The sequence below is a fragment of the Paenibacillus sp. P4_E11 genome (genome assembly GCF_056401635.1).
Genome location: NZ_JBFUIX010000022.1, coordinates 1 through 24,827, shown reverse-complemented (window position 1 = coordinate 24,827; position 24,827 = coordinate 1). Strand labels below are relative to the sequence as shown.

Annotated in this window: 27 protein-coding genes; 8 read left to right on the top strand and 19 right to left on the bottom strand. The window is 50.3% G+C overall.

Annotated elements, in window-relative coordinates; genetic code table 11:
- Positions 1-28 precede the first annotated feature (28 nt).
- The 3 genes from AC1DWB_RS11185 to AC1DWB_RS11175 are packed head-to-tail and all read left to right on the top strand — an operon-like array spanning position 29 to position 3,448.
- Positions 29-1,273, top strand: coding sequence for a DegT/DnrJ/EryC1/StrS family aminotransferase (locus tag AC1DWB_RS11185; protein WP_477541139.1), 1,245 nt, complete (start codon positions 29-31; stop codon positions 1,271-1,273).
- Positions 1,270-2,673, top strand: coding sequence for a neutral/alkaline non-lysosomal ceramidase N-terminal domain-containing protein (locus AC1DWB_RS11180; protein ID WP_477541138.1), 1,404 nt, complete (start codon positions 1,270-1,272; stop codon positions 2,671-2,673). The genes AC1DWB_RS11185 and AC1DWB_RS11180 overlap by 4 nt, the downstream gene beginning before the upstream one ends.
- Positions 2,674-2,722: 49 nt before the next feature.
- Entirely contained in the window at positions 2,723-3,448 is a 726-nt protein-coding gene (locus AC1DWB_RS11175; protein ID WP_477541137.1) for a ThuA domain-containing protein, read from the top strand.
- Positions 3,449-3,572: 124 nt separating this feature from the next.
- Here the strand turns inward: AC1DWB_RS11175 and AC1DWB_RS11170 are convergent, their stop codons facing one another.
- Both AC1DWB_RS11170 and AC1DWB_RS11165 read right to left on the bottom strand, forming a co-directional pair.
- Positions 3,573-4,526, bottom strand: a complete 954-nt coding sequence (locus AC1DWB_RS11170) for a helix-turn-helix domain-containing protein (RefSeq protein ID WP_477541136.1) — start codon at positions 4,524-4,526, stop codon at positions 3,573-3,575.
- An 8-nt stretch (positions 4,527-4,534) separates the two neighbouring features.
- On the bottom strand, positions 4,535-4,660 hold the full coding sequence (locus AC1DWB_RS11165; protein ID WP_477541135.1) for a hypothetical protein: 126 nt from the start codon (positions 4,658-4,660) through the stop codon (positions 4,535-4,537).
- 258 nt (positions 4,661-4,918) lie between these two features.
- Here AC1DWB_RS11165 and AC1DWB_RS11160 point away from each other — a divergent pair, with 258 nt between their 5' ends.
- Positions 4,919-5,383, top strand: a complete 465-nt coding sequence (locus tag AC1DWB_RS11160; protein ID WP_477541134.1) for an SRPBCC family protein — start codon at positions 4,919-4,921, stop codon at positions 5,381-5,383.
- Positions 5,384-5,429: 46 nt separating this feature from the next.
- On the opposite strand, the gene AC1DWB_RS11155 is transcribed toward AC1DWB_RS11160, so the two are convergent.
- The 6 genes from AC1DWB_RS11155 to AC1DWB_RS11130 form a co-directional block, all read right to left on the bottom strand.
- Entirely contained in the window at positions 5,430-5,945 is a 516-nt protein-coding gene (locus AC1DWB_RS11155) for a DUF1854 domain-containing protein (protein ID WP_477541133.1), read from the bottom strand.
- 1 nt (position 5,946) lies between these two features.
- Positions 5,947-8,145 carry an ABC transporter ATP-binding protein gene (locus AC1DWB_RS11150; RefSeq protein WP_477541132.1) on the bottom strand — a complete coding sequence of 733 codons (2,199 nt, stop codon included), beginning with the start codon at positions 8,143-8,145 and terminating at the stop codon, positions 5,947-5,949.
- Positions 8,146-8,275: 130 nt separating this feature from the next.
- A complete protein-coding gene (locus AC1DWB_RS11145; RefSeq protein ID WP_477541131.1) occupies positions 8,276-9,133 on the bottom strand; it encodes an aminoglycoside phosphotransferase family protein in 858 nt (285 codons plus the stop codon).
- Positions 9,134-9,207: 74 nt separating this feature from the next.
- Positions 9,208-10,254 (bottom strand): signal peptidase I, encoded by a 1,047-nt coding sequence (gene lepB, locus AC1DWB_RS11140; protein WP_477541130.1) that lies wholly within the window; start codon positions 10,252-10,254, stop codon positions 9,208-9,210.
- 270 nt (positions 10,255-10,524) lie between these two features.
- Positions 10,525-11,067 carry a pyridoxamine 5'-phosphate oxidase family protein gene (locus AC1DWB_RS11135; RefSeq protein ID WP_477541129.1) on the bottom strand — a complete coding sequence of 181 codons (543 nt, stop codon included), beginning with the start codon at positions 11,065-11,067 and terminating at the stop codon, positions 10,525-10,527.
- Positions 11,068-11,115: 48 nt separating this feature from the next.
- A complete protein-coding gene (locus AC1DWB_RS11130; protein WP_477541128.1) occupies positions 11,116-11,412 on the bottom strand; it encodes a DUF6509 family protein in 297 nt (98 codons plus the stop codon).
- A gap of 126 nt (positions 11,413-11,538) precedes the next feature.
- Between AC1DWB_RS11130 and AC1DWB_RS11125 the strand changes: the two genes are divergently transcribed.
- From AC1DWB_RS11125 to AC1DWB_RS11110, 4 genes are read left to right on the top strand one after another with little or no spacing between them, the layout of a single operon-like run.
- Positions 11,539-12,171: a YhbD family protein gene (locus AC1DWB_RS11125; protein ID WP_477541127.1), complete on the top strand. Its 633-nt coding sequence runs from the start codon at positions 11,539-11,541 to the stop codon at positions 12,169-12,171.
- 28 nt (positions 12,172-12,199) lie between these two features.
- Entirely contained in the window at positions 12,200-12,904 is a 705-nt protein-coding gene (locus AC1DWB_RS11120) for a bactofilin (RefSeq protein ID WP_477541126.1), read from the top strand.
- Positions 12,882-13,550 carry a hypothetical protein gene (locus AC1DWB_RS11115; protein ID WP_477541125.1) on the top strand — a complete coding sequence of 223 codons (669 nt, stop codon included), beginning with the start codon at positions 12,882-12,884 and terminating at the stop codon, positions 13,548-13,550. Before AC1DWB_RS11120 ends, AC1DWB_RS11115 begins: the two co-directional genes overlap by 23 nt.
- Positions 13,551-13,572: 22 nt before the next feature.
- Complete coding sequence (locus AC1DWB_RS11110) at positions 13,573-15,135, top strand: MDR family MFS transporter (RefSeq protein ID WP_477541124.1); 1,563 nt, start codon at positions 13,573-13,575, stop codon at positions 15,133-15,135.
- Positions 15,136-15,198: 63 nt separating this feature from the next.
- Here AC1DWB_RS11110 and AC1DWB_RS11105 read toward each other — a convergent pair whose 3' ends face one another.
- The 11 genes from AC1DWB_RS11105 to AC1DWB_RS11055 form a co-directional block, all read right to left on the bottom strand.
- Complete coding sequence (locus AC1DWB_RS11105; protein ID WP_477541123.1) at positions 15,199-16,242, bottom strand: hypothetical protein; 1,044 nt, start codon at positions 16,240-16,242, stop codon at positions 15,199-15,201.
- A 29-nt stretch (positions 16,243-16,271) separates the two neighbouring features.
- Positions 16,272-16,412 (bottom strand): hypothetical protein, encoded by a 141-nt coding sequence (locus AC1DWB_RS11100; protein ID WP_477541122.1) that lies wholly within the window; start codon positions 16,410-16,412, stop codon positions 16,272-16,274.
- Positions 16,409-17,503: a hypothetical protein gene (locus AC1DWB_RS11095; RefSeq protein WP_477541121.1), complete on the bottom strand. Its 1,095-nt coding sequence runs from the start codon at positions 17,501-17,503 to the stop codon at positions 16,409-16,411. The genes AC1DWB_RS11100 and AC1DWB_RS11095 overlap by 4 nt, the downstream gene beginning before the upstream one ends.
- Before the next feature lie 49 nt (positions 17,504-17,552).
- Entirely contained in the window at positions 17,553-18,704 is a 1,152-nt protein-coding gene (locus tag AC1DWB_RS11090) for a DUF58 domain-containing protein (protein ID WP_477541120.1), read from the bottom strand.
- A gap of 56 nt (positions 18,705-18,760) precedes the next feature.
- Entirely contained in the window at positions 18,761-19,255 is a 495-nt protein-coding gene (locus AC1DWB_RS11085) for a DUF402 domain-containing protein (RefSeq protein WP_477541119.1), read from the bottom strand.
- 133 nt (positions 19,256-19,388) lie between these two features.
- Entirely contained in the window at positions 19,389-20,390 is a 1,002-nt protein-coding gene (locus AC1DWB_RS11080; protein WP_477541118.1) for a serine hydrolase domain-containing protein, read from the bottom strand.
- A 1-nt stretch (position 20,391) separates the two neighbouring features.
- Complete coding sequence (locus AC1DWB_RS11075; protein WP_477541117.1) at positions 20,392-21,510, bottom strand: extracellular solute-binding protein; 1,119 nt, start codon at positions 21,508-21,510, stop codon at positions 20,392-20,394.
- A gap of 3 nt (positions 21,511-21,513) precedes the next feature.
- A complete protein-coding gene (locus AC1DWB_RS11070) occupies positions 21,514-23,295 on the bottom strand; it encodes an RNA polymerase sigma factor (RefSeq protein ID WP_477541116.1) in 1,782 nt (593 codons plus the stop codon).
- Positions 23,296-23,358: 63 nt separating this feature from the next.
- Complete coding sequence (locus AC1DWB_RS11065) at positions 23,359-23,661, bottom strand: hypothetical protein (RefSeq protein WP_477541115.1); 303 nt, start codon at positions 23,659-23,661, stop codon at positions 23,359-23,361.
- A gap of 289 nt (positions 23,662-23,950) precedes the next feature.
- Entirely contained in the window at positions 23,951-24,472 is a 522-nt protein-coding gene (locus AC1DWB_RS11060) for a class I SAM-dependent methyltransferase (protein ID WP_477541114.1), read from the bottom strand.
- 29 nt (positions 24,473-24,501) lie between these two features.
- Positions 24,502-24,827 (bottom strand): hypothetical protein (locus tag AC1DWB_RS11055; protein WP_477541113.1); only part of this gene is annotated, 326 nt, incomplete at its 5' end.

Genomic DNA, 24,827 nt, shown 5'->3' with positions numbered 1-24,827 from the left:
ATGACATACAATGAAGAGGAGCTTGAATATGTCCATATTAGCATTAAAGGGCGGCAATGCCGTTGCGGAACCATTGAAGCAAGTGAAGTGGCCGAGGCTGTATCCGGAGGATGAAGCGGCAGTACTTGATGCGCTGCGCCAAGGGTACTGGGGCGGGATCGGCGACGATAATTTGCCGAATCGCAAATTTGAGCGCGCCTTCGCCGAGTATCACAATGCCACCTACGGCACGGTCGTTGCTAATGGGACGGTAGCGCTGGAGCTGTCGCTCAAAACGGGCGGTATTCGCCCCGGCGACGAAGTAATCGTGCCAGCCATTACCTTTATCGCCAGCGCAAGTGCCATCATTTGTGTCGGAGCGGTTCCGGTGTTCGTCGATGTCGATCCCGATTCATGCCAGATTAGCGCCACCGCGATTGCAGCAGCGATCACACCGAAAACGCGGGCGATCATTGCCGTTCATTTCGGCGGTTACATGGCTGATATGGACGCCATTCTGGAAGTGGCGGATCGGCACGGCCTGTTCGTGATCGAAGACTGCGCGCATGCGCAGGGTGCGGCCTGGCGCAACAAAAGAGCTGGTTCGCGGGGGACTTTCGGCAGCTTCTCCTTCCAGGAGAGCAAGTCGCTTTCGTCCGGAGAAGGAGGTATCGTGCTGACGAACAACGAAGAGTTGTACGAGAAAGCGCAACTGATTCGCAATATCGGCCGCAAAACCGGCCAGCGCGTTTACAATCACCTCATGCCAGCCACCAACTGGCGATTGGGCGGACTGCAGGCGGCCTTGCTGCTGTCACAATTCGGTAAGCTTCCCGCCGAAGCCGAAGAACGTCATCGCAATGCATTGATATTGGCAGACGCTCTTAACCAAATCGAAGGGCTGCGCAGTCTGCCGATCGATGAGCGGCTTACGCAATGGGGATGCTACTTCTTCATACTCGAATTCGATGCGGCGGCATTCGGCTGTTCCCGCGATCATTTCGTGCAGGCTATGCGAGCTGAAGGCGTTACTTGGACGACGAGAGGATACGACCGACCGTTATACAAGGAAGCGGCATTTACCGCAGAAGCGCTGCGCCCGCTGCTGCATGAAAGCATTCCACTGCCGGATTACGCTGGGATGCAGTTGCCGAATGCCGAACGCTGGGCGGTGAACATGGTGACGATTCTGCACTACTATTTGCTTGGCGACCGTTCCGGTGTGGATTATATAATTGAAGCCATACACAAAATCAAAAAAAATGTCGCTGAATTGAGGGATGTCGTCTTATGACAATAACATTAACCGCGGGATACGCCAAAACGGACATCACACCGCCGGTCGGCGTGGAATTGGCCGGATTCGGCTACAACATCGAGCGGAAGTCAACTGGCGTGCTCGACCCGTTATTCGCCAAAGCTTTCGTATGGGAAGGCAACGGGACGAGAGGCGCGATTATCGTCTGTGATCTGATCGGAGTAAAGCCGGACATTACAGCGGAAATCAGGCGCATCGTCGAGGAACGGTGTGGCATTCCGGGGGATCATGTGCTTATTTCTTGCACCCATACGCATGCGGGACCGGCCACGGTAGATATTGTCGGATGGGGCGAGATGGACGAAACGTATCTGAAAGGGCTGCCGGAGCGGGTCGCACAGTCGGTCATTGCGGCTGGCATTCATATGGAGGAGGTTACACTGGAGTACGGTGAAGCGGCCGTCAACGGCATTTCCTTCAATCGCGAAACGCGCAATGATCAGGTTCAAGCGGGGCTCGAGCACGGTTTGACCCCGGCCGAACAAACGGCCGAACTGGCCAAACGCAGCAAAGCGGAATTCGGTGGTCTGACCGATACCACGATGAAAGTGGTGAAGGTGAAACGGCGTGGTGGGGATGGCAAATTGCTCGCCTTCTTCGCCCACTATTCGTGCCACCCGGTCGTGTTATGCGCGTCGAATCCGCTGATCTCAGGCGATTTCACTGCTCTTGCGACAGATAAGATCAGCGCACAGTATGATGCCTTCGGGATGTTCCTGCAAGGATCGACAGGCGATCAGGATCCGGTTTACTGTCACGATCCTCAGGAGGTAGCCCTGCAGAACCTGCCCGTCCTTACCGACAGGTTAGCCGGTTTCATGGCACAAGCGCTAGACAATGCGCAGCCGCTTCCGGTTGATGTCATCGCTGTCAAACGGATCAAGATCCGGCTACCACTGCAGGTACTCGATCAATCGGTCATTCTTCGTAACAGGATCGTTATGGCCGATTTCGCCAAAGAGCTTGAACAATTACCAATGCGGGTGCAGCGGCGGGTGAGGTTCGAACGCGACTCGATGGAGGCCGTATGGCAGCGATTCTCGGGTGATAATATCGATGTGCGGGAAACTGAGCTGCAGGGAATACGGTTCGGCGATCTGCTCATGCTGGCAAATCCTTCCGAGCTGTTCTATACATATCATACCGATATCGAACGCGAGCTAGCTCCTTTCAAAGTGTTCGTTCTCGGCCTCAGCAATGACTCGATCGGCTACATTCCGACGCCGGACAAATTCGATACGAAGAAATACTCGTATCCGGCCTGGTTCGCCCCTTATATTCTGAAGCAGTTTCCTTTCCAGCCGAACATCGGAGAGATATTTAGTGGAGAAATTATCGAGCTGGGGAGGACGTTGGCACGGCCTGGACAGGATTGACATTCTCATAAACCGGCGTGGAACAGACGGGGAAAGAGGGGCTCGAGTCATGATCAACGTCACGATCTGGAACGAATATGTACATGAGAAAATCAACCCTGCAGTTGCCGCGATTTATCCACGCGGTATTCACGAGGCGATCAAAGACGGCATTCAGGGTGGGAGTTTCGCTATCATGACAGCCACATTGGAACAGCCTGAACACGGACTAGACGAACAAACACTGCATAATACCGACGTATTGATATGGTGGGGCCACAGAGCACATCATGAAGTCGAGGACGTCGTTGTCGAAGCCGTGCACAGACGTGTGCTCCAAGGTATGGGATTAATCGTGCTGCACTCAGCGCATGTCGCCAAAATATTTACGAAGCTCATGGGCACGACATGCGAATTGAAATGGCGCGATACAGGTGAGAAGGAACGCATCTGGATCGTCGATCCAGCGCATCCGATCTCGATGGGACTCGGTGAGTGCATAGTGCTGGACCAAGAAGAAATGTACGGCGAACATTTTGACATCCCGGCTCCGGACGAATTGGTGTTCATCAGCTGGTTCGAGGGGGGCGAAGTGTTCCGCAGCGGTGTGACTTATCATAGGGGGCAAGGAAAAATCTTTTACTTCCGCCCCGGTCATGAGACGTTTCCAACCTATTACAACCAAGATGTGCTACAGGTCATAGTAAATGCGGTCAAGTGGTGCGCTTCCGGTCGGGGCGCACAGCCGAAGTATGGCAACGCTGCTCCGCTGGAGGCTATCGGGGACAGCCAGTGAGCGCGTTGTTTTCGTATAGACCGGAACCGACATGCTGCGGACGCCTTTGGAAAAAAAGAAGCCGTGTGAACTTCTACTCAAGTTCCACGTTGCTTCTTTTTTTGGGACCAAAATGCATAGCAGATCACTCGCTCTTCCTGTTCCGATGCTGCGTCGGGGTACTACTTGTTTCTTTTTTGAATATTTTGCTGAAATGGTATTGATCGTAATAACCGAGGCGCGAGGCGATCGAGCCAATGCTTTCGTCGGTTTCGCTGAGCATTTGCTTGGCTTTGGCCATTTTGAAATCCTCAATGTACTGAATGATCGTCCGGCCGGTCTCAGTTTTGAAAATATGGTTCAGATGGTTGATGCTTACACAAAGTTCCTGGGAGATTTCCGATAGCCGAATAAGGCGAGTATAATGCAGCTCGACATATTGCCGCACCTTATCCACGACCGAATCTCGCCAATTGCCGCTGCCAGGTTGTTCGGCCGGTCGTTCCAGATTCCTTAACGTATAATAAAGCACCTGCAGGATGTAAGACTTGACCAATTCCGCGGCGTATTTACCTTCGTTCGTCCGTTCCTTGAGCAGATTCTGCACAATATAATGGAAATCGGACGTCATCGAGCATTGATCTCCTTCCAACAACATGACATTGCGGCTGTAATCGCGGAAAACGGTATGTGCGACAACGCGGTGGAAGTCGGTAGCCAGCCAGAGCGCTTTATATTGACCGTGTTTCTCCGGCAGCTCGACATGGATGACATCCGGCATAATCACACATACGTCACCTGCCCGAAGCTGCAGAATGTCATTGTTATACCGGATTACCGATTGTCCCTCTAAGCAGAAGCAAATTTCCAGAAACTGATGCGAATGCGGTTCGTGAGTAGCCTCGTATAAAGGATCCCTGTCGCAGTTCCATTCTGACTGCGGCTGCTTGTCGTTCGTGATATCAGGAATAAGCCAAGGTGCATCAAAGTTTTTCGTGAGGTTGCCAATGATTCGGGAAATCGCATCGGTAAGCGGCATACTGCGGTTGTCCGATGCGGTCGGCAGGCTTGACGGTTCTTCATGCGGGCGTCTGGTCATGGCATCCCTCAAGCAAAGTCAAGATTCGCCTTCAGGTCGTGGACGCCTCTGCCTTGCAACTGTAACCGACCTGCATCCGATGCACCTGGCAGTTCGGTTATCGTATGAACCAAGTCTAATGTTTCTTTATTCATCGGGAGAGACTCCTTTGTCGATCTAAGGTTTTCTGCTATTAAAGTAACCATTCGCCGTTTGTATGTCAATCCCATTTATAGATTGCAAGAATAGATCTATGCGCCATTGAGCTTCAGCCACCCGTTGAATAACTTACCTTCCGTCTAGTACTTTATTTTCACAGAATAGTACAACCAACAGACTGGTTATGGCAAGTATTAAGCTAAACGGGCAATATGCTATGATAGTAGAAACTTGCACAATGAGGAGATATTAGGATGACAACCCTGAAACATGCACCGAGTGCAAAGGCAGAAATGCTTATCAGAAAACCGATTGAAGAAGTGTTTGAGGCTTTTATCGACCCTACGATTACTTCAAAATTCTGGTTTACCAAGAGTAGCGGAAGATTAGAAACGGGAAGGCGTGTTCAATGGGACTGGGAGATGTACGGCGCCTCCACGAACGTTGATGTAAAAGAAATCGAGGAAAACAAACGAATTCTCCTCGAATTTGGTGACAACACCATGGTCGAGTGGATCTTTAATTCTCGGGCAGAGAGTGAAACTTTCGTCACGATTACAAACACAGGTTTTATGGGCGACGTGGATGAGATCATCAAGCAAGTCGCAGATTCAACGGAAGGTTTTACGATTGTTCTCTGCGGGTTAAAGGCACTTCTTGAGCATGACATTGTCTTGAATCTTGTATCGGATAAAGCCCCTTACGCTCACGTTACCTGATCACCCAATGCACACAAGAAGAGCCCGGCGCAACCGGGCTCTTCACTTATAGCACCCGCAACAATTGCTTGCGACTGCTCGCGTCCAACGCTTGGATGTCGAAGATCTCACATCGGTTCCCATCAATATCCGACAGCAGTAGCCGATCCGGGCCTACATTCTGGATATGCTCATGCAGGTTGCGCATCGACATCTTTACCGGCCCAAGTGTCGTTTGCAGCTCCCACACCCACATGCCAGGGAATTGCTTGATTCGATCAATACTAGTGACCGAAGGGACGAGATAACGAAGCCTCAATTCTTGTCTCACTTCATCCTGGCTCGACTGCTCCAAGTCGGACAATTGCTCGAGCAGCCCGATCTCTTCTCCCTTGCCATTGCGGACGGAGAGGAATTGTTCGTGCTTGGAGAGTGGGAATGTGCGGAACAGCAGCACTTCGGGATGCCGTTCTCCCTCATATTCCATCTCCAGCACACCGCCATCACTTCGCATGAAGCGGATATGTTCAGGGCTTAGCAAGCGGATCTCGTAAGGGTTACTGGCCATTTGTTCGGTTTCCATCCTAGCTCTGCACCCCCTTGATCTTGGAAATTTCCTTCTGCGCCTCGACCAGCTTGAAGTACACACCCTTCAGTTCCAGAAGCTCCTCGTGTGTCCCGGTCTCCGCGATACCGCCCTTGTCAAGGACAACGAGACGATTCGCTTCCCGTAGTGTCGAGAGACGATGCGCGATAGCGAATGTCGTCCGCCCTTTGACTAGCCGGGCAATCGCCTCCTGGATTTGCCGCTCCGTCTCGGTATCGACCGATGCCGTCGCTTCGTCGAGAATCAAGATGCGCGGATCGTGTACGATCGCGCGAGCGATCGCAATGCGCTGCTTCTCCCCGCCGGAAAGTCGGTGGCCGCGCTCCCCCACCCGCGTGTCGTAGCCGTCCGGCATCCGCACGATGAAGTCATGGGCGTTGGCGATCTTAGCCGCCTGCATAATCTCGAGCGGCGTCGCATCCGGCTTTGAGTAGGCGATGTTCTCGGCCACCGTGCCGTCGAACAGGAATGTCTCCTGCAGCACGACGCCGATCTGCTTACGCAAATCTTCCTGATCGATACGCCGAAGATCGATGCCATCAACCGTGATCGAGCCCTGGTCCGGATCATAGAACCGGCAAATCATATTAATCAGCGTAGATTTGCCTGCCCCCGAGTGGCCGACCAAACCTATCATCTCTCCTGGCTCCACTTGCAGGCTGACGTTCTTGAGAACCGGGTGATGCTTCTCGTAACCATACGTCACCTGAGACAACTCTACTCTTCCTTCCACCCGGGGAATCGAGACAGCGTCTTGGGCAGTAGGCACTTCAGACTGTGTATCCATGATCTCGAATACACGGTCCGCGGCAGAGAGCGCCCGGCTGGTCCAGTTCATCGCCTGACTGAACCATTGCAGCGGGCCGAAGAACATGCCCAAGTAAGCGATGAATGCCATCAGTGTTCCCAGCGACACCTCATCCCGAACGACGTTCCATCCTCCGAAATACCATACAAGCAGCGCGCCTGACGTAGTAATAAGGGAGAATACCGGAAATACGCCCTGCCATATGCCTTCCATCTTGATCGTTTGATGCACAAGTGTTTGGTTGGCAGTGCCGTATCGGTCTTTCTCCGCATATTCTTGTCCGAACGCCTTCACAACCCGAATACCTTGCAGCGCGTCACCAACCAGCATGTTGATCCGGTTCACCGCACGCCATTGCCGATACCACAGATTCCGAATGGTAGGCCATATCGTCACAGAGGCCAGCAGAATGAGCGGAGTCGGCAGTAGTGCTAGCAGCGTCAGCTTCCAACTCAAGCTGGCCATCATCGTAATAATCGATACCAGCATGAGCACTTGTCCGGATATCCAGATCACGCCATCGGTCAGAAACTGCCGCATCGCTTCCGAGTCGCTGTTCACCCTGCCAATAAATTGCGAGGTCTGTCGCCGATCGAAGAAACTAAGCGACAAGTTCATCAACGACTGATACGTATCCTTCCGAATGTCTCCCATGATCTTGCTGCCAACCCAGACACCTATATATCCCCGTAACGTCTGCATGACAGACAACATAACCCGTGTAGCCGCCAATGCGATGACGAGCCAAAACAACGTTTCCCCTATGGACTTGGGCTGCAACACGTCATCTACAATGACCTTGGTCAAATAGGGAGGAATGAGTTCCATAATGGTTGCGACCATTAGCATAACAGCCGCTACAATCATATGCATCTTATATGGCTTGGCATAAGAAAGTAGCCGTGATACGACCTTTCCCTTATCTGTGCATGTCGGGCACACATTCGTCCCGTCCGGCAGCCGGCTCTGACATGTCGGACACATCTTCGGCGAGTCTTTGGCTGACGGCATTGGCAACTCTTCATCTTTCAAGACAGCCTGAATCAATTTGGCCGCAAACCCCATCCTGCCATTCAGCGAAGACGTGTACCTCGCAATAGCGACAGGCCCCTCTTCCGAGTCAGCAATTAATACCCCGCCACCAACCGAGGAAACGATTCGGGCTTCTTTCAAGGCGCCCATCTCAATCCGCTTGAGGATGACACCGTCTGCCAATCCAACCTCGATCCGATTCCGGTACACGACTAGCTGTCCATCTACGGGTTTCCCGTCCTGGCTGATATCATAGCGGACCGACAACAACGATCCACCATCATCTCCATCGGACTTCAAGGCCGGACTGGTCAAATCTTTTTCCAAAATACTCATAGTTTCCCTCCCAAACGAGTAACAACAGAACAATCGTTCGCTGTTCTATTGTACATCAGAATGGGAATATCAGGAATATGTAATTTAGGTAAAAAACCAATAAAAAGATAGTTTACCTACGTTCTACCTTCTATTCGATCATAAGCTCATTACTCAGATATATATTGCTCATGATGTAGTCATTCACACGCTCGATTGTTTTCTCATTTTTTGGTAAATTAACTACTCTATTCAGTAACAACCCCCTTAGGCAAGCAATCGCTTCAAACCGTTGAATCTCTGCAATATGAAATGAGCTTTTTGATAAATAAGAATCTAGAAAAATAGAGGCCAGTTCTTCTCCGTTATATATCCTGATTAAAAAGCTTGACCATGCTAAATCGTATCTAGCGTCACCTAATTGCGCATTGGTCCAATCAATGATTGTGTACGTTTCATGATCCAATAGTATATTTCCCAAGTGAAAATCACCATGAATGAACTTACTTTGGGCAAGATTAGATTGTTCAACCAACCGTAATAACTCAGATTGAATATCCTTATGCTCATTCAGTCTTGGAAAGAAATAGCTCACAAAGTCGTATTTCTTTTGTAATCCCGGGTCAAGTTGAATAATTGGAGTTTCATGTAATTGAAATAACAATAGCGCGAAATCTACTGCATTTCGTTCCGAAATAGTTGTCATTGGGCTGCCATCATAACTGGTTACTAATACTTTATGCTTGGAAGCGGTGTAACCCCAGCCATAAGCATCCGAAACGGACACCCCCCTGCTCCGAAGTGCCTGAAGTAGATGATATTGAAAGCCAACATCCGGATTCGATTCTTTATTCCAAATTTTAAGAACAGCACAATTCGTACTTGAGTTAAGCTTCAAGACTTCTGCTTCCAGCCCAGCAGGTATAGGGCTTGTAACTAGTTCTTGTTCGGCTAGTTCATCCATGAGTTCCGTTTTCTCTACCCATGTGATCTCACTTAGTAACGACACAATAGGATACTCCTCTCTATCGTCTTATTAACCTTCATCCGATAACGTTTCACCGCTACTAGCATTGGAACCGATTATTGATTCACCTGTACATCCACAACCAGCGATCCGAAATACTTGTCACCGATATAAGCCTCAAGTCGCCATAGACCGGGTTCGGGAATGGTCATGTTCGATGGAGGAATGTGTCCAGCCGCACTAGCGAGAGGTCCACTCACACCCCCTGCCGTAAATACGATGCGCCTGTCATTCTCATTGTCCTGACGTACTCCGATGATCTCTGGTTTCCCCTCAAGCTCCTCCGCTTTCCCCCAGAAAAACCAGTAGTTCTGGTATGGCTTCCCAGCAACAATCAGTTGATCTACAATCGCGAGCTTGCCTGGTTCTCCCCGCAGCCTCAGCTCCTCTTGTCCATTGGCAGTTCCAGGGAACGGAACAACAAAAGTCGGACTGACTTCCCAAACATGTTTCTCGAAAAATCCAACTACTTTCCCTCGAACCTGCTCAAGCGGCACAGGCCCAAGTGACTGACTGTCCACCGCCCGTCCGCGGTTATCGCCCAATACAAATACACTACCTTTCGGAACCTCAACGGCCTTCATGTCATCTTGCTCGTAGTTGGATATGCGCAATCGCAGGTTCTCCTTCTCGTTGTCGCTGAGTTGATCCGCTTTCTTCATCTGAAGCTTCAGTTCCTCCAGACCGGGCCCAGAAGGATTTCCATAAAATGTATCCAAACGTTGCTTGTTGATGTATATTTGCCCTTTGCGAATCTGTACGGTTTCTCCCTCCCGTGCAATAACACGAACAATACCGGATTGTTCAAGCTTAGTGTGAGGGTCCAAATCAGATCGATAGTCAGCGCCACGTAATGAAACGATATCTCCACGCCCTACACTATGATGGCTATAGTAATCCGGATCGACAACAAGCTCCTTGTTGAAATAGTCTGTATGCCCAAGCATGCCATCGTTCCGGATACGGATGATGAAATCTCCTGACTCAGCTTTGACCGTCGGCAATGTAGTCTTCGTCTCGGCATCCAACAGGACCGAATCTTTGCACCCACTCAGCAACAAGAGAATTGCGATAGAGAGCAACCCATATTTAAAAATGAACATAGGCCCACGTCCTCCTAGGAATGATAACCAACATGTTCTTATGCTGTCAGCCCTTTTCACATTTAGTATAGGATCGAAACCCTCCTTGCGGACGTCATAATTGTGGGAGTATTGTGACAATTAATTCCTTAGCCTCTTCTTTTGATTGGTATCCATACCTCGCAAATCCCATCAACCTACCGATCGTCTACCTCTGTTCTTGACATGGGAACATCATGAGAACAGCAAAAAGCCGTGAACGAACCATGTTCATTCACGGCCATAACCCTTTTAACTGCTGAGCGGAGTTACGATACCATCCATACTAACGGCATTCTTCTCCTTACGGTAGTCGATCAAGCCCTGCTCGCCCTTCTGGGCGGCCCACCTCTGAAGCGTATCACGCTCTCCGGTGTAAGAAAGGAACGGGACGCTGTGGCCACATGACGTCTTCACTTCGCTAATATCGGCGACAATGATCTGACGTGCACCTGGAAGAAGCTCAAAGTGCTTCACGTAGTCCTCCCACTCGGGCGTATTCGGCACAATAACGCGGCCTCGTCCATACAAGCGCATAATCATAGGCGCACCCTCGAAGGCGACGAACATGAACGTAATTCTGCCATCCACTTGCAGATGTGCACTCGTTTCATTCCCGCTTCCGGTCAAATCCAAGTAAGCAACTTCCGAGTCCGACAATATTCTGAACACGTCATGGCCTTTCGGAGAAAGGTTAATATGGCCATCAGCCGCTGCCGATCCAACAAAAAATAAATGCTGTTTCTTCATGAAAGCCTCATGCTCTGGAAGAATGGATGTGAATAGTTTCCCCATACCGATCACCTCGCCATAGATTGTCGTAACAATTACGGTCTCAATCCTTTACGCTTGTTCCTCCGTATCATGCTCCTTGCAGAACGCCTCTACAAACGCCTTTTCCTCGTCTTCCAACTCAAAGTCCAAATAACGGTTCGTCCCACTCTCAAGAAATTCATAATTCACGATCTTTGATTGCTCGTCTTCCACTTGGTAAATGACACGTAGCTGAAGCCCATTCTCCGAATAAAGCTCATCCTCTTCTTCTACCTCGATTTCAAGCATCCATTCATATCGCTTCCCGGACAAAATACCGAAGGGATCTTTAATCTGCTCGACCGTGTACGTAGTAATGCTGAACATCCAATCATCCTTATCTATTGCTTTTTTTACCTATTATACCGGACCTGACTGTAAATAAAAAATCAAAATTGCTGCGAATTAGGTTTTATAGCGTAACAGTGTTATGTTATACTGCATGTTGTGGAGGTGACCGTATTGGATCAAAATTTGATTTCTAAAAAAGATTTGCTCGAAGTTTGCGGGATCTCTTATGGACAATTGTACCGTTGGAAACGAAAGCAGCTCATCCCGGAAGAATGGTTTATTCGTAAGTCGACGTTCACGGGTCAAGAAACCTTTTTCCCGAAAACCCTTATTCTAGAGCGGATTGATAAGATTATTAACCTCAAAGAGGATCTTTCCCTCGATCAATTGGCCGATAAATTATCCCCCGCTCTCATGGGGCTCGAGATGCGTAAGAGCGAGCTTATCGAACGTAACATTGTTACCAACATTGTGATGGATCGTTACGCGGGTACTGATTCTAACGAAACAGTGTACGCCTTCGAAGTGATTCTCACCTTATTCGTAGTCGATAAGTTGCTTCATACAGGAGAGATGAGTCTCGATGAAGGCGCCAACCTGTACCAGACGATGGTGGAGCATCTCGGCAAGTTCGAAGGGAAACCTTGTGACGTGTTGTTCGTTCGCAAGATGGGCATGTCTTGGTTCGCCCTAGTCTCCGTTCCCAGCGAGCTCTTCCTAGAAAGCGGTGCGAAGCTGGTCGTAAGGTGCTCACTCACCGATTGCATGGAACAATTAAAGGAAAAGCTGGCTTAGCCGCCGGACTATGAAAGGAGCCAATCTGATGATCAAGAAGCAGCCGGGTGCCCGGGATTTGGTTATGAATGGGATCGGTAATGCCGCTGCCGGGCAATATGACCTGGTGGATATTAACGGCGTCTGTACATTGAATGGAGATATTGTTTGTCAACAGATGAAAGCGAACGGACATATCAAAGCGCTCGGAGCGATTCGCACGAACAGGCTCGATTGCGATGGCACTTTGAAGGTAGCCGGTAATCTACAGGCCGAGGAAACGCGAATTAACGGGACGGTTAAGGTAGGCGGTACCATCAGCGGGGAGAAGCTTGAAGCACACGGCCTGCTGAACATCGCCGGTGACTGTGAATGGGAGCAATGCTATGTACACGGCGGCTTCACAGTCGGCGGGCTGTTGAACGCAGGTATGCTTCATTTGGAGGTATATGCCAAATGTCAAGCGAAGGAAATCGGCGGCGAGACGATTCGAGTTCGTAAGACTAGTGACAAGTGGGATCGGTTATGGAAGTGGGCCATCCCCTCATTTGCACCTGAGCTTCGCGTTAACGTCATAGAAGGAGACAATATTGAATTGGAAGTTACGACAGCTTCTATCGTTCGGGGCAACCGCGTAGTAATTGGCAAAGGCTGCTCGATTGGTCGTGTGGAGTACAGCGGGGAATTGAAAGTACTTCCTGGAGGAAAAGTCGGAGAGGAGATTAGAATCAATGGAAACCGCAACTTATCATGATTTGAAGCTGGTCGGAACGACTTCCTCGGTAGGCGGGCAATTCCGCCATATCAAGATAACAGGGGAATGTGTGATGTCGGATGACGTCATCTGCGATTCATTGAAATGCACCGGCGAGTTCGAGATTGAAGGCGATCTCCAAGTCAAACAGATGAAGCTAACCGGAGAAAGTCACGTGCACGGGCGAATCCATTGCGACAGCCTGAAAGCGATCGGTGCTATTAAAGCCTATTCCATTCGAGGAAGTCAGGTGAACATATCCGGTCATCTTAAAGTGGAGACCAACTGTGAGGCGGAGACGTTGAAGCTGCATGGCTGGCTAGAAGCAGGAGAACTGATCAGCGCCGAGAAGCTTGATATGATCTTGCATGGTCCTTGCCGTGCCCTAGAAATCGGCGGTGGTACCATTACCGTGAAGCGTAGCCAGTTCTCCATATTGAAAAGCTTGCTCACGATTAAAGAAGCTGGAACGCTGCAAGCCAATGTGATCGAAGGCGATGTTCTGAACCTGGAGCATGTAAGGGCAGATGTTGTCCGCGGAACTCGTATCACGATTGGCACAGGCTGCACCATCGGACGGGTGGAATACCGCGAATCCCTTATCAAACATCCGAAAGCTGACATAGCGAGTGAAATTCGAATCTAATAGCGAGAAAGGAGCAATGATTATGCGTACAGGATCAAATCGGGTCGGCTTCATCTTAGCCGGACTGCTGCTTGGTATTCTGATGGCTGCTATGGATAACACGATTGTGGCGACTGCCATGGGCAATATTGTCGGCGAATTGGGCGGCTTGGAAAAGTTCGTCTGGGTTACGTCCGCGTATATGGTAGCAGAGATGGCCGGTATGCCGATCTTCGGCAAACTGTCCGATATGTACGGGCGCAAGAAATTTTTCGTATTCGGCCTTATTATGTTCATGGCGGGTTCGATCCTGTGCGGGGCGGCTACGTCCATCACTCAACTGGCCATATTCCGAGCTATTCAAGGAATAGGTGGAGGCGCACTCTTTCCCGTAGCATTCACGATTATGTTCGATACAGTCCCCGTTCAATCTCGCGGCAAGCTCGGCGGCTTATTCGGAGCCGTATTCGGTATGTCGAGCATCTTCGGTCCGCTGCTAGGGGCCTACATCACGGATCACCTGGCTTGGAATTGGGTGTTCTATATTAACTTGCCGATCGGACTTGTCGCACTTGGCTTGATCGTCCTATTCTACAAGGAATCGATGGAGCATTCCAAGCAGCCGATCGACTGGATGGGGGCCGTGTCTCTCGTCTGTGCCGTCGTATGTCTGATGTTCGCGCTAGAGCTGGGCGGTAAAACTTATGCTTGGGATTCCTTCGCTATCTTGGGTCTGTTCGCCGGATTCGTTGCATTAACGGCACTGTTCTTGATCGTCGAGACAAAGGTAGAGGAGCCGATCATCTCCTTCGGGATGTTCAGACAGCGACTATATACTGCAAGCATTCTAAGTGCGCTATTCAGTGGCGCCGCGTTCATTGTAGCTTCGGTGTACATTCCAATCTTCATCCAAGGGGTACTTGGGGGCTCCGCYACCAACTCCGGCCTCGTGCTGCTGCCGATGATGCTAGGTACGGTCGTAACAGCAACGACTGGCGGATTCCTGATGACGAAGATGCCTTACCGCAACATCGTCATCCCCACCTTCATCATCCTCGTTATCGGAACCGTACTTGTTACAACATTGACGCCGGACTCTACTCGGCTTATTGTAACGCTGTACATGGTTCTCATCGGACTTGGAATTGGAGCATCGTTCTCTGTATTGGGCAATGCCGCCATTCACGGGTTAGGTTCTCGTCAACGCGGAACAGCAAGCGCTACACTGAACTTCATTCGTTCACTCGGGATGACGATCGGCATTACCGTGTTCGGTATCGTGCAGAGCCACATCTTCTCGAACCAACTGACGGATGCCTTCAAGAGGGAAGGTGCCGATGGAGCAATGTCGGCGGGGCTTGATCTGAAGCAAGATGCACACTCGCTGCTGAATCCGGCCATGCGTGCCGAAATTCCTACTCATGTGCTGGACACGATTACGTACACGCTCTCTTCCTCCATCACAAGCACGTTCGCCTGGGCTATTATCCCAGCTGCGCTTGCATTGGCGGCTGCGATGTTCATGGGGCGTACCCGATTCGATCCGACAGCTGAATTGGAAGATCAACCGATGAATGAGGAACAGACTAAAGCAGCTGCGATATAGATAGGTTTTGCGCAGAATACTCTGTAGTGCCGGAGTTCATAGAAAGAGCAGAACTCGGCACTACTATGTCCGTTTCAATTTCCTGCGAATCGCAAAGTAGCATGCAATCAAACACACACCAACGGTGACATCGGTGAATCCTACGAAAATCGGGTTGAACGGATAGCCCCCCATTTTGCTAATGTAATATACCGTGAATCCTATAATCCCAACAGCACTGAACAGGAAGATGCTGCTTCTCCTTACCCACAAGGCAACCCCGGCGGCTATCGCGATCAATACAACCGTAGTTCCCAACACGAGTAAATTATGATCTCGCTCCACGTTCGTCGGGAATAGTAGCCGTTTCGGATACAGATAGGAGAAATACCACTCTTTCTCAGGCAATTCATTCAGGCTAGCCTTATAGGTGTGAGAGTCGATTCGCTTCATCGGCAGATTGGAGTGAATCCGGCTCCCCGCATCCGCGAAAACCACTTCCAACTCCACACGAGGCTCCCCTTCCCAATACTTGGCTGGTGTCAAGTAATACAGCTGGGAGTATATCGTTCGAATGACTCCCTTCTTATACATCCCGCCTCTGTCCTCATACTGAATTCGAATCGATTTCTTCTCGCCTGGCTTGAATATTAATGAAAACCGGGTACCCGCCGCCTCCTGTTCCGTTCGGCCGCTCGATACTCGCAGCTCTTTCCCGCTGATCGGTTCGATTACCGTTTCCATTACGGGCGCCTGCCAATTGATTGCCATCACGTTGGTGACTGCAACTGTCTCAAGCTTGACCACTCCCTCGCTAACTGTGATTCTGTCCTTGGAGGGAGTCAGGAATATGACCTCCACTTGTTTATTAAAATCGTTCTTGTTCCTAAGCTCATACTCCACAGTAACCTCGGCTTGCTCATTCTCGTAAGCATCCTTATGAATCTTGAACCGCACTTTCTCTTGTACAAGGCTGATGTTGGATTGGTCGTCCAGTTGAAGAAGACCGTAAGCATCGGCTGGGTATGATAACGGTCCACCATTGGCGCTTACCGGCGCAGGCAGGAGGATGGACAAGAACAGGGCTGCAATTAACGCCACTCTCGGTGCTGCGATCTTAACCTTCACTATCGTCTCCCCCATAACTCTCTTGTTGTTCACTTCCGCTCGTATAGGCCGCGAAGCGTATTCGTCTCCTCATCGTCGGGCTCTCGGTTTCCGTACCTCGTCTCCTCGTATAGCCTTAACATCAGCTTCTCATCCGCCAGAACAGCCCTTGTCTGTGATTCTCCTGTCACGATCTCACGAGGTGTTGCGTGGGGCGGGGGTGCGGTACGCAGGCGTCCAATCCAACGGTAATAAGCGCGTCGAATTCGTTGGCCGTTATCCCAATTTCTCCCCAGTGAGGTTCTGACTCCGAAGACTTTCGCCGCGTGGCCCATTCACGCAACTGTTTCTTCCGTTCACGTGTCCAATCTCCCCAGTTGATGAGACGCTTCTGCTCGTCCACATACCCTGATCTCACCAGATCGTCCCGACCGAACCGAGCTGCCAACCACTCTTTCAATCGAGTCCACATTCGCAAACGATACCGGAATAGCCAGATCACTAATACAATGGACGCCAGTCCCGCTACGCTTATCAAGATATAGGGCAGCCATTCCTGCGACATCAATGCCCAAGCGGCAGGGTCGTTCGGCGGCAGGTCATCTTTCCAATTGTACGGGTTGAGTTGTTGTTGTTGACCGGGTGAAGACGGTGCCGGATTCAGCCAGTACAGCCCCCACCAAATGAACCGCATTACCCCGAGCGCAACGGCCGAAGGATGATAAGGAACAGGCAGCAGCCCAAGAACAATAACGGCGGCAAGAAATAATAATGTAAGCAGCCGATTGTTCCCTAACGTACGCAGAGAGAAGGCCATCCGTGAGGCGCCTTGCGTTTCCTTCAAGAGTGTATCCTGATTCGTCTTGAATACAACAAGAACCAAACTAACGATTCCCAGGGCATAAACCCATGGTACATACGGTGCAAGTACACCGAACACAGGAAACAGAAGCGAAGAAACGAAGTACACTACAGCAGAAGATAAGTACTTATTCATATAGAACGCAGCCGCCAATTCCTGTTTGGCGATAAACATCGCCCGCAGCACAACCGCCAGTACGACACCGGCTTGAACAAATCCAGTTAAGCCGACCCCCGCCTCTATTCCGGCCAGCAGACAAGCGAACACCGATGCGGCACTATACAGCTGCCACTTGCTGGCACTGCGCCAAGCACTACGCCCGACCGCACAGACCGTATAAACGGCGCTCAACATGAACAGCCATAGCAGGAAAGGCAAGTCAACAGGGAAATACGTCTGAACAACAAACCATACTGGCATGAGCAACAGCAGCTCGAACAAGGCCACAAGCCAGAAATGCTAGATGCGTTCATGCTTCATCAGCAATTCTCCCCCATCCCAGAGCGTCATCTCCCCATCTCTCCGCATTTCCCTTGTCCATATCTTGAAGAATGATCATCTGCACAGCATTTCCGTTATGCCGCAATCGATTTAACAACTGTTCCATCCGGGAACTAACGTAAGAAGTAAACAGAACAATGTCACTGTCGGCTGTGACCCGCTCGACCTCTTGTTCCAAGAACACATCGAAAGTGATACTGCGAGCGATAACTAACATCGCCATCGTCTCGTCAATGTCGTTCATATGCGATCTTCCCCCTGCCGGAGCGAGCCTAACAGCCTCTGCTGGTCTTCCGACAAGCTGGCCATTGCAGCTGAATCCGGTGGGTATTCCGCGGGAGATCGCAAATTCTGATAATGATGCCGCGTAGCGAATACCTTGCTCAATCCGTTCCGGATGCGCCACCGTGTCCCACATGTTTTCGCTGATGTCGAAATTGAGCCAGATCAGGAGCCGCTGATCGGAAGTAAACCCGCGATTGTGGACCTGTAACCGCCCGCTCCGAGCGGTGGCCTTCCAATTAAGCGTATTCAACGGATCGCCGTTACTGTATTCACGCACCCCGACAATGTTGAACGGATCTTGTACAATCCATCGGCGAACCTCCATATCTCCTTGCAGATTATGGAATGGGATAGGAATGTCAGCAATCGGGACGCGTCCGGGGTAGACGAGCAGGCGCGATTCTTCGCCGAATCGGTGTGTAGTATGCACCGATCTTAGACCGAACAGATCGCCACACGTCAAAGTCGCGGTCTGGAGCGTGTAGCACCCCCGTTGAAGACAGCGAACTTGATGCCGTCGTATGACTTTCGTGTAGGACATCAGGCTGAAAAAGCTTTTGTGATTCTGAACCTGTATGCCGCCATTGATGGAGAAGTTGCTCTGCTGCCGGAATTGCAGTCCGGCATGCATGAGAGCTTCCAATCGAAGCCATGGCAAAGGTAACAGCTTATCGTTGGCAATTTCCTCGATCATCTGAATTTCTTCACCTTCGAAGCACGCTTGAGTGTCGAAAGATCGAGAATAATGAAGATTTCGTAATGCGAATCTCCGATAAATGGCACCCTGGAGAGAGGCCAACACCACCGATATTAGAATGAGCCAATGAATCGGCATAGAACCCTCCGCTTTTTATACCCGTAGCTTTGCTTCATTAAAAGTCCTATAATCGACTAGTCCACAAGTTGCACGAATCGTTTGGCATCCTGCAGCAATTGGGGAACCAAGCTGTCCTTGGCATCCAACACGATAGACAGAGCTTGGCGAACCGTTCCGTTCTCAAACTGATCTAACGGCTGCGGCAACTCATCTTCATCGAGAACAATAGCATCGCCACTCGGCAGCACCAATAAGTCTATAATCATATCCTCGAAGGATACGAGGCCGTCAGAAATAACAGTGTTTCTTACGATATTCACATAGGCACCCAAGAATTCACCGTTCTCATTGCTCATCATATACACGTTATACGGCCTATCCACCCAGTAGAAAGCTACCGTATAGCTGCCGCTCGGTACTGTCAATGATGCCTGACCCTCTGAAATAGTAAAAGCATTCGTAATATTGTATAACAGAACAGCGTGATCCTCACCGCACTCCAATAGGTTACAACCGTACTCTACCACCGAACCGTCATAACGAATCTTTCTCTCTATCATAGGTATCATCGTTCATCACCTTCTTGGGAATATTAAGTATCTCAATTATACTCAGCATTCCCAAGGTCTACCACCCCAATCATTAAAAAGCAGAATAGGCTGCTGATCATCCAGCAACCTATCGCCACAGCTATGAAGCTCTTCACACGATCAAAGGTCGAATACGACGGAACAGCTTATGAGAATCCACCTTCTCATCATTCCACAGCATAATCACATTCACCTTGTTCTCCGGATAATGCCATACCTCCGACCGGAATCCCGGGGTTCCCCCGCCAATGAGTCGAAAGCGGTCGCCCAGAAACCAACCATACCCATACATCATCGAAGGATCGAAATCCACTGCGACATAACCTTTGAACATTGCCTTCATAGACGACTGAGCTAGAAGACGACCGTCCATCAATGCCCTACACCAAGTATTCAAGTCCCGTGCGCTACTATATAATTCACCCGGGGCGTCCACTTCGCACAGCTTGTCATTGTCAGCATTCACATAAATCCCCTTCTCGATCGTGTGACCGTAGGCGCGGCCAGAATTGATCGTACGGGGCTGATCCAGACCCGTTTGCCGCATATCGAGAGGTGTGAAGAACAGATTCGCCATCAACTCACCAAACGTTAAGCCCGTCACGGCTTCCATTATGTAACCCATCAGAATAAACCCTGTGCTGTTATACTTCCACTTGTCACCCGGTTCGAAGAGCTGCTCCTGGTTGACCAGATAAGTGAGAAAGTCGCCACCCTCGACCTTCAGCCTGCTCATTTCCAGGCGCAGATTCGGCACAGCATATATATCATGTAGACCTGAAGTGTGGCTAATCAAGTGATGCAGCGTAATCGCCGGGTGGAGGCGGTGCATCGCTGGCACGTAGTGACCCGGTTGCTGACTGAAATTGAGTAAACCCTGTTCTTGCAGGCGCAAAGCGGCGGTGGCGATGAACATCTTGGTCACAGACGCGATATGGAACTTGGTATCCAGCGTATTCGGAACAGCCAGCTGCATATTCGCTTGGCCGAACGCCTTCTCGAACACAATCTCATCACCCTTGCTGATTAACATTGTCCCGCTCAAGCCATGTTCTTGCCTGTATTGCTCGACAATCGCTTCAATCTCCTCAGCTATGTTTCCCAACTTTGTCATATCACGTATACCTCGTCCACGAGCGCATCGTCTGAGCTACGTCGGCGCCCTCCAGAATCATGCGGTTGATATCTTCGTTGATCAATTGGCGGGCAGAGTTCCACTTCCGATTGAGGAAAAATCCACTAAGCTGCACATGATCCAACTCCTTCAAATATCGCGACCAGACATGATGCTGGGTCATGCCCCGGCGCTCTGCTTGAGACTTCGATATAGGCAACTGCCAAGAATGACAGTCCACGATATAGTGACGTAGGAACTCCCAGGCAAGCCGCGGATTCGAACACTTCGTCGTGATCCCGGCCCCACCCATATAGATCATGTTCACTTCTTCCCCACCTTGCATTTTCGGCAGGCCGACAACTTCGAATCGATCGTCCAACTTATGCGTATCCAGCAAATTACCTGCGAACCATACGTAAGCGAGGGTCATGGCAAACTCCTCATACCAGATCCCTTTCTCGATGGGCTCTCCCGGCTTCCGCACAATTCCATGCACACGGTAAGAATCGATTATTCTGCGAAACGCTTCAATCGTAGCAGGACTATCCACATAACCTCTCGACGTCGAACCATCTAGCGAAATGTACCTCCCGCCATTACGCATGACAAATGGCTCGAACCATTCGATATCGACACCATTCCGAAACCCGAACTGACTGGCCAGTCCTTCCTCATTGCGGAGGGTCAGTTGCTTAGCCAGCTCAACCATCTCATCCCACGTCCAATCGTCAGTCGGATATGCGAGCCCCGCACGATCAAACAATGTTTTGTTGTATAAAATGAGCGGCGGCATAACCTCTACAGGCAGCGCAGGCAACTGGCCTCCATGACGGGCAACCTTCATCAGACCCGGATACAAGTCCTCTTCCAACCCATCCGTTTCAGCTATGTACGGATTCAGATCGATGTACATACCATCAAGGTTGCCAATCGGAAATCCGCCGGTCTCGATGATGTCCGGGGGCGTGTCGCCTTGCATAGCTTGCAAACTTTCAAAATGATCCGTTGCCTGCTCGATAATGACCCGCACATCCGGGTTCGCCTGCTCGAACGATTGCTTGGCTTCAATCACGTGGTTTAAATGTTCGAATTGGGTCAAAAAACGAATTTCTCTCATCGATCACTTCTCCATCTCCATCGTTGATATCGCTCTCTCCAAATATCCGATTGCCGCAGCTTCGAACTCTTTCGCTTGTTCGAGATAAGCAGCACTTCTCTCTCTCATCTCTGGGGCGAGCACCTCCGACGTCCGGATGAACGGGACATACTCGCTAAGATCCTGCATGGTATCCGCTGCCTGTTCAAACGCTTCCGAAGCGAGCAGCGTCAATCGCATCGCCTCTCCATCGAGAGGAACACTTCGCAAATATAGGGCGGCACATCGCTTAGTCTCGGCATATACCGCAGCCAGTTGTCCATGTCCGTACCGATTCGGCGCGATTGATTCGTGGCGAAGGTGACCGATCCACCGATCATACGCGGAGAGTCCCGATGTATACGTCAAGTACGAGGTCATCGGCTGGTACGAGCACCCTTTCCTTGCATATTCGACTGCAAAGCGAATGTTCCGCACCGCTTGTTGCTGCAGTACCCATTCCCTGGATGGCTGCACTTCAGTACTCTTCTTCATGCTCCCGTCGATTCCGGTCAGGAATCGTACCGGGTTGTCCGTCACGTCTTCATATCGAATCGCCTTGCCTTCCGGCCGCATAGGATCGGTTAAGTAGATCAGCCGCTCGGCATCATCATACCCGTAAATCATCGACCAATCGTGAATGTGTGGCCTCGACACCATCGTGTCGAAGTACAGAACCGGCTTCCCCATATCGAGATATTTGCGAATGAACGGCAGCACGGCCTCTTCAATCCGGAGCACGACCGGAAACCGTTCCACAGCTCCAAGTAACGGTACAGGCGTATCTGATAGTTGACCCGTGAGCATCGTTACCTCATAACCCAGCTCTTCCATGAACATCGTTACGGTCCGCTTCCAATCGYACATGTAGATGCCATCTGCAAAAGTGGTCTTGTTCGATATCTTCATACGGAAAGCCATTGTCGAGATCCCCATCAGCTGGGATATTTCCCGACGATCACCCAGCACAGCCAGCATGCGGCCAATACTATCGACTAGCGTTGTCCTCACAGAGGCATGTGCCGGCCATGCTGGCAGTGGCAACAGGCGGGATCGCGCCATCCCGCTCCCCCCTTTCTTCTCCGGAATGAGGCCGAGAGCTACGCGGATATGCTCCTTGCGGAGCTTCAAGCGGGAGCGGTGAATGTACGTGTAGATCGAACCCGTAGTCATCCGGTACATAGCAGCAATCTCTTCTGGGCTGAGTTGGCGGAAGAAGTAAGCTTTGAAGATTCCACGCTCCTTCACACTGAGACAGTGGAGCAGCGCGTGGATCGTCTCGTACATTTCTTTGCGCAGAAGGCTTTCCGCCGGATCCTGCTCCCGAACTGCAGCATCGGCGGCCGAACCGGCCAGATGATAGAGAATGCTATCCAAGTCCTCCCAGTCGACCTGGGATGAGTTGGAACTCTTCTTCCCCATCGAAGTGAACGGTCGTTCCTTATGATGCGGCCCACCACGGCGCAGACGCATGTTTGCTTGATTGCGCACAATGCGGTGGAGCCACGGAAGGAACCGACTCGTGTCGGCAAGCGAACCCAAGTGAAGGAATGCGCGAATGAGCGCATCCTGCACGACATCATCGGCCATGTGCGGATCACCAGTCATCCGTTCCGCCCAGCCGCGTGCCTTATGGCGATGCCGTTCGATCAGCTCACCGAACGCTTCCGTATCGCCCTGCTGAGCGCGCTCCACAAGTGCTTGCTCAACTTGTTCGTGTGCCGTTGTGTCCTGTTCATCTGCTGCTTGATTCGCTGCTACCCGCATATTAATCCCCTACCTGTCTCCTGCGTCTCTTCAGCCCCATATCACTAGATGCCACTCGCCGGTCTATTTTGAACAATTATTTAACATCCACCACGTGTGCACTTCTTCCTGAAAGTCCACACCTAGTTCGATGGCTTGGCTCTTGGTTTGATTCGCTATTCGAATTCCATCGTTAATCTGCACGGTCAGATCATGGAAGAGGGCTGGCCATACCGCCGTACAGAAAGCTCTGACTTCTTTCTGCAATCGACCATCCCCGTGATCCAATAAGATCGCTGAAGGAAACAGTCGAACAGGATCGAGTTGGTTCAAATTACGTTCAGCCCGTTCTACCAGCTCGTCATTCGTTAAGTCCGGGAACAGCATCCCACCCCTTTCCAATATATTCAGACAAGAGTGCTAACCCCTTCATTTCCGCAGTACGGCGGACTGGTGTCCGGTTCCTATCAATTGCTTAAGGAGCGGCCCCTTAATTACCTTGATATTTTGATCAACTAATTATTAGTAAGGAATCGCGTGAGGTTTTGCAAATACTGAAAAAGGAATTGAATTTCGAGCAACCCTGAAGAAAATGGATAAATGGGAAATCAAATAGGGGAAACGGAATGAGAAAGTTTAACCAGCCTCTCTTCTCTTGAGAAGGCTAGTTTTTGCTTCAAAGGAGCCGTTTCTTGCATTTAAAAACCCATGCCGGAGGAATATTCATCCAAGTGTATCCCGTGTCCATTGCCGGAAAATGCATTTGAAAATGCGACTTAAGCAGCTTAGTATATTGAAACGCAACGAAAGTTCCGTTATCTGCCAACGCATTGCATATGGTACCGAACAACTGTTCCTTCAATTCATAGGAAAAGTTGGCGAAAGGGAGCCCCGAAACAATCAGATCGAACGGACGTCCCGTCTCCTGAACAATCTCTCCAAGCCTTAATGCATCATCAAATAAAGGCAGTTCAGGAAAGCTCCTTGCCAATTTCTTCCGGAACGTTTCGTTTTTTTCAAACAAATACAATCGGCTGCCTGAATTTCTTTTTTGCTGAATATGCCGCGTAAACACGCCCGTCCCCGGGCCGAGCTCAGCAATCCGGTTCATTTTATGCCACGGCACAGTAACTGGAAGCATTGTACGGGTTAGAAATCCAGAGCTTGGAATGACGCTCCCCACTTGACTTGAATTCATAAGAAACTCTCCGAAGAACGACATTTTTTTCATTCGACTCCTACTTTCTTATTCAGCAAATAATAGCTGGCCATAAAAAATACCAGACTTACGATGACCAAAGTGAACGTCGACGTGAAATTCGCGAAGGCTATGATCCATAAGAACAAGCCAGCAATAAAGCTCAGAAAGGTTACAAGAAGAGATAGTCTGCCGCAGCACTTGCCAATCAACATACTTGTAGAACTTAAGAACACACAGCTTGTAACGGATAGAAACCACTTTATCACTAGCAGCACTTTGGACCATTCGAACGTAACCAAAGGGTCGGCGCGAAACAATAGCTCGCCACTAACCCCGTATTGCATCCATAAGC